General features: G+C 46.8%; 6 protein-coding genes. 3 read left to right on the forward strand and 3 right to left on the reverse strand.

The window, feature by feature from the left end; translation table 11 throughout:
* Nucleotides 1-218: 218 nt before the first annotated feature.
* The 3 genes from IQ235_RS17665 to IQ235_RS17675 form a co-directional block, all read right to left on the reverse strand.
* A complete protein-coding gene (locus IQ235_RS17665; RefSeq protein ID WP_264322742.1) occupies nucleotides 219-455 on the reverse strand; it encodes a hypothetical protein in 237 nt (78 codons plus the stop codon).
* A 368-nt stretch (nucleotides 456-823) separates the two neighbouring features.
* Nucleotides 824-1,309, reverse strand: a complete 486-nt coding sequence (locus IQ235_RS17670; RefSeq protein ID WP_264322743.1) for a nucleoside deaminase — start codon at nucleotides 1,307-1,309, stop codon at nucleotides 824-826.
* Nucleotides 1,310-1,378: 69 nt separating this feature from the next.
* Nucleotides 1,379-2,341 (reverse strand): ABC transporter permease, encoded by a 963-nt coding sequence (locus IQ235_RS17675; protein ID WP_264322744.1) that lies wholly within the window; start codon nucleotides 2,339-2,341, stop codon nucleotides 1,379-1,381.
* 243 nt (nucleotides 2,342-2,584) lie between these two features.
* On the opposite strand from IQ235_RS17675, the gene IQ235_RS17680 reads away from it, so the two are divergent.
* The 3 genes from IQ235_RS17680 to IQ235_RS17690 form a co-directional block, all read left to right on the forward strand.
* Nucleotides 2,585-4,339: a sugar phosphorylase gene (locus tag IQ235_RS17680; protein WP_264322745.1), complete on the forward strand. Its 1,755-nt coding sequence runs from the start codon at nucleotides 2,585-2,587 to the stop codon at nucleotides 4,337-4,339.
* 132 nt (nucleotides 4,340-4,471) lie between these two features.
* Nucleotides 4,472-4,627 carry a hypothetical protein gene (locus IQ235_RS17685; protein WP_264322746.1) on the forward strand — a complete coding sequence of 52 codons (156 nt, stop codon included), beginning with the start codon at nucleotides 4,472-4,474 and terminating at the stop codon, nucleotides 4,625-4,627.
* Nucleotides 4,628-4,639: 12 nt separating this feature from the next.
* On the forward strand, nucleotides 4,640-5,462 hold an 823-nt coding region (locus tag IQ235_RS17690), incomplete at its 3' end, for an iron uptake porin (RefSeq protein ID WP_264322747.1).

Here is a 5,462-nt window from a genome sequence, read left to right on the forward strand (position 1 = left end):
GGGGAAAACCAATAGTTCTGCACGATTCGCTATTGGATTCCCGAATCCGGGTTGTCCAGCCAATCTTGGGCAGTTAACAGAATGATTGAGACTTGAACCTTTCACCAAGACCCAAAACCCAAAGCAATCGGTCGTTCTCCAAAACGATGATGTCCCCTGAATTTTCTTCGGGGGACAATTTCAACTCAATTAACAAAACTCAACTCAAAATCTTCTATTCAAACACCGACTGTTGGTTCGGGAGAAGCGGGTGGCGTAGGTTGGGGTTGATGGTCAAAAAATACGACATACCGATCTTGGGGAATTTGCCGACTCAAACAAGACCGATGACCGTTTGCATCTGACTGAGTGCGAAAGCGGGCAACGATTTCCTGTTGCATATTAGGCAGTAAACGAGCGATCGCCCAAGGACGCAACTTGTTAGAGTATGTCTTCGATTCGTCATTAGATGGCATAACTATTCTCCTTCAATTTGTAATGGGTTGTAGATGCTGAAATTTCTGTTTTTAGAGACGTTACAGCAACATCTATGGATGTAGTAAAGCTCGATTGACTGTAAATGTCAACTCTCAGAAATTAACCTGTTCTTCAAAAAAAATGAGCGCGGCTGTTTGATTCGATCGTCGGTAAACGTCCTGGTTTTTGAGTCTCTTTTTTGGAAAGCGATCGCCGAGGTAAAATCTCAATTGATTGACCGATACGAGACAGCTAGATATATTTAATACCAAAATTTTCTACTTCAATGGATGCAGCGAACGGGTATATTTTTTGAACTTTTTGTTTTTGAGGTTTGTTGCGAGTTGACCGATCTTAGACGGTAGGTTTAATACTCGACCTTATTAGGAAGGCGAACCCACTCCTCAAAAGCTCGCGCTGCAACTTCAGGCATCATTTGAATCATTGGCAGTTGACGATCGCACCTTGGCAATTTCAATTCATCGTCGATGAACCCATCATCAAATCCAATACCGGCAGCATCGGTTTTGGTATTGGCATAGTAAATGCGATCGAGTCGGGCCCAGTAAATTGCGCCCAAACACATCGGACAAGGTTCGCAACTAGTGTAGAGTTCGCAGCCTTTTAGTTCAAAAGTCTGCAAAACTTGGCAAGCTTGTCGAATGGCGAGAATTTCAGCATGTGCGGTGGGATCGTTCGTTGAGGTGACTCGATTGTGAGCTTTGGCAATAAGTTCTCCATTTTTAACGATCGCTGCGCCAAATGGACCGCCCTTTTGAGATCGAACCCCAAGTAAAGACTGAGCGATTGCCTCTTCCATGAACTGACGGTTTGCCATTTCCATCTTTTTCATTTTTATCGGCTCTCCAGTCTCTCAATTGCAGCATCGAGTGTCCTGTCATTTAACAATCATTTAACGGACTTATTTTTCGTATTGAACCCTCGGATCTAAGAGAACGTAAATCAGATCGGCAATGAGATCGAACAACACAATTAACATAGCATAAACAATGGTAATTGCCATAACAACTGGGGTATCGCTGCGATAAATCGATTCGATTAAAAGTGCACCGATACCGGGAACTCGAAAGACTTGTTCGGTGACGAGCGATCCGGTAAAAACGGCTGGGATATCGAGTGCGACGAGGGTGACAACAGGAATCATTGCATTGCGCAAGATATGTCGCCGCACGACGGCAAATTGCGATAATCCTTTGGCATAAGCGGTGCGGACGTATTGTCGATCGAATTGCTCTAAAACCGAGGCGCGGACGAACCGCATCAACATTGCCCCTTGATAAAGTCCCAACACGCAAACGGGCATAATTGATTGTTGAATTTGCGCCACAAAGCTTGGCCAATCTGTAACTTTTAATGTACTTTTATAAATAAACGGGAACCAATTTAATTGAACGCTAAAGATTATAATAAATAATAGCCCGGTAAAAAAAGTGGGTAGAGAAAACCACACAAAGGCAAAGGTGGTCGCCAAACGATCGAAGATCGAGTATCGTTTGATGGCGGAGATGACCCCTAAGGGAAATGCCACCAACACCGCTAATCCATAAGCCGAACCCACCACCCACAACGTCGTCGGCAAGCGCTGAAGAATCAAATCCCGTACGGGAGTGCGACTGACAAAAGAATACCCCAAATCTCCCTTGATAAAGGCGATCGCCCACTTAAAATACCGGATGTAGATCGGGCGATCTAACCCGAGGGAGCGACGCAAGTTTTCTCGCACTTCGGCAGTAATGGCCGGATTTGTCGCCAGTTCTCCCATGGGGTCTCCTGGAGCCAGTGCCAGTACGACAAACACGACTAGGCTAATTGTCAGTAGGGTGGGAATGGCGACGAGAAATCGGTTAATAATATATCGGTTCACGATCGATGGATGCGGTAAGACTCTATAAATTTAGCTCGAAATATCGTCAATTTCGTCCCTCAAAAATCTACTATAATGTGGGTTGAACTGAGGTGGACAAGTCCCCGGTAGCCGACAAATTTCAACGGCTATTTTTCAATTTTTCATGACAAAACGAAAAAAATCTTGAGGGATGGCTCGGTAATGGGTTCCCTGTAGGTTTTTGCCGCATTTTTATCTATATTACTTGCCAATTGTATAGCGATGATGACGACCGATTCAACCGCTCGATACGAATATTTTTCCCAACAAGTGAAGCCTTTACTCGATCGAGTTTATGGAGATCGAACGGCTCAAGATTTAGTCGATCGTATTTTCAAGCTACTCGACTCACATTTTGCCGATTCCGTTGAAGAAAATCTCAATAAGTGGAGTCAAGATAATATTATCGCCATCGCTTATGGAGATAGTATTTATAGCTCTACCGGGGAAAAACCCCTTGTTACTCTATCTCGTTTTCTCGAAAAACATCTCGAAGATACGATAACGGGGATTCATATTTTACCCTTTTGCCCCTATAGTTCCGACGATGGATTTGCGGTGATCGACTATCTAGCGGTCAATTTCGAACTGGGAGACTGGTCGGATATCGAAAAAATTGGCAAAAAATTTAATTTAATGGCGGACTTAGTCCTCAATCACGTCTCTAGCCAAAGCGAGTGGTTCCAACAATTCAAACAAGGTATCGAACCCGGTTGCAACTACTTTATCGAAGCCAATCCCGATGCCGATTTATCTAAAGTCATCCGTCCGAGAAATTCTCCACTGCTGGCGAAAGTGAATACCGTCGAGGGGGAAAAATACGTGTGGGCAACTTTCAGCCACGACCAAGTCGATCTCAATTTTGAAAATCCCGACGTTCTCGTCGAATTCCTCAAAATCATCTTATTTTACGTCCAAAAAGGAGCCAAATATATCCGACTCGATGCCGTGGGATTCTTGTGGAAAGAACCCGGTTCTTCCTGCATTCACCTATCACAAACCCACGCCATCATCCGCCTATTGAGAGAGATTTTACAAACCCTCGATCCATCAGTGGCTCTAATTACCGAAACCAACGTTCCCAACCGAGAAAATTTAAGCTATTTCGGCAATCGGAACGAGGCGCATATGATTTATAACTTCAGCCTGCCGCCGTTGGTTCTCAACGCTCTACTTCAAGGTCGATCGGAGCACTTAAAAACCTGGATGATGAGTATGCCTCCAGCCCCCATCGGCTGTGCGTATTTTAACTTTACCGCCTCTCACGACGGCATCGGTTTGCGCCCGACAGAAGGATTGCTTGCCGAGGAAGAGTTTAAAACCTTAATCGGGGTGATGAAGCAATTTGGCGGGCAAATTAGCTATCGCACCCGACCCGATGGCAGCCAAAGTCCCTACGAAATTAATATCTCTCTGTTCGACGCCCTCAAAGGAACCGCAAAAGGAGAAGATCGCTGGCAAATCGAGCGTTTTCTCTGCTCGCAAACCATTATGATGTCCCTGGAAGGAATTCCGGCGTTTTACATCCACAGTTTGCTGGCGACCCACAACGATACAGAGAATATGGAGCGTACGGGTCACAATCGATCGATTAACCGCCATCGCTGGAACTACGAAGAACTAGAAAAGCAACTGAGGGATCCCGAGTCCCCCCACGCCATCGTCCTCAAAGAACTGTGCCGACTGATTCGGATTCGTCGTCGCCAACCGGCATTTCACCCCAATGCCACCCAGTACACCCTCCACCCCCTCAATCAAGCACTCTTTGCCTTCTGGCGGCAGAGTATGCATCGAGATCAGAGTATTTTTTCCATTCACAATCTCAGCAACCGCACTCAGAAGCTGCGGTTATCTAATTTAAATCTTGTCTGTACCGATTCCTGGTGCGATCTTATTAGCGGAAAGTGTATCGAAGAGGTTCACACCGAATTTATTCTCAAGCCCTATCAATCGGCATGGATTACGAATAAATATTGAGTCAAGGATTTCGGGCACCCAGAGCCGGTTTTGGGGTTTAGGGTGTCCGGGAGAGTTGCCAAGGGTGAACAAATCCCAGTACGATGCTTGTCGGCAATTCGAGAGACCGGCACGGGTGGGAGTCCAAACCCAATGGAAAAAAAGCAAACATATGTTAGCAGTGCGATCGCGACGGGAATACTCGTCGCTATTGGCACGCAGGCGATCGCAATTCCACCTCAAAAAGCATTGCAACTGGCTCAAGTGACCTCAGTGTCCGAGCTATCGGACGTACAACCGACAGATTAGGCGTATCAAGCATTGCAATCCCTCGTCGAACGCTGGGGATGTATCGTCGGTTACCCCGACAGTCGGTATCGCGGGAACCAACCTTTGAGTCGATACGAATTTGCGGCGGGATTAAATGCCTGTCTCGATCGACTTGCCGATTTTCTCGATGATTCTAGGGCCAATGTCACAGACGAGGATTTAGCGATCGTCCGTCGTCTGCAAACGGAATTTGCGGCGGAACTCGAAACCCTGCAAGGTCGAGTGGATGCCCTCGAAGCCCGTACTTCCGAACTCGAAGCCGGGCAATTTTCTACCACCACCCAGCTTTCGGGGGAAGTTAGTTTTGCTATTAGTAGTGCATTTGGCGATCGCAAAGCCGACGGAGAGGATTTAGACTCCATTCCCGTTTTCAACAACCGAGTGCGTCTGAGCTTCAATACCAGTTTTACCGGAGAAGACCGCCTTTCCACTCAGTTGGAAGCCCTCAGCGTCGTTCCCTTCGGCCCAGGAGAAGATGACGAACCCAACGTCACCGGAACCAACATGACGCGCACGGCTTTTGATGAAGGCACCGAAAACGAAGTGGTTCTCTCCAAGCTGTACTACGCTTTCCCCGTTAGCGATCGCCTCCACCTAAGTGTCGATGCCATCGGTGGCGAGTTCAGCGAAACGGTGTCGGAAACCTACAACGAGTATTTTGAGGAAGAATTCAACGGGGCAATTTCTCGATTCGGACGATTGAACTCGATTTATTATCACGGTGAAGAAGGCACGGGACTGACGTTGAACTACGAGCTGAATGAGGCGATCGATATTTCTGCCGGATATCTCGCCCTCAATGCCAGCGAACCCA

It is taken from the genome of Zarconia navalis LEGE 11467 (genome assembly GCF_015207075.1).
Taxonomy (GTDB): Bacteria; Cyanobacteriota; Cyanobacteriia; order Cyanobacteriales; family Geitlerinemataceae; genus Zarconia; species Zarconia navalis.

What these genes read in the sequence shown, in the direction of transcription:
- IQ235_RS17685 (WP_264322746.1), top strand. Translation starts at nt 4,472, where the DNA reads ATGGAAAAAAAGCAAACATATGTTAGCAGTGCGATCGCGACGGGAATA.
- IQ235_RS17680 (WP_264322745.1), top strand. Translation starts at nt 2,585, where the DNA reads ATGATGACGACCGATTCAACCGCTCGATACGAATATTTTTCCCAACAA.
- IQ235_RS17665 (WP_264322742.1), bottom strand. Translation starts at nt 455, where the DNA reads ATGCCATCTAATGACGAATCGAAGACATACTCTAACAAGTTGCGTCCT.
- IQ235_RS17670 (WP_264322743.1), bottom strand. Translation starts at nt 1,309, where the DNA reads ATGAAAAAGATGGAAATGGCAAACCGTCAGTTCATGGAAGAGGCAATC.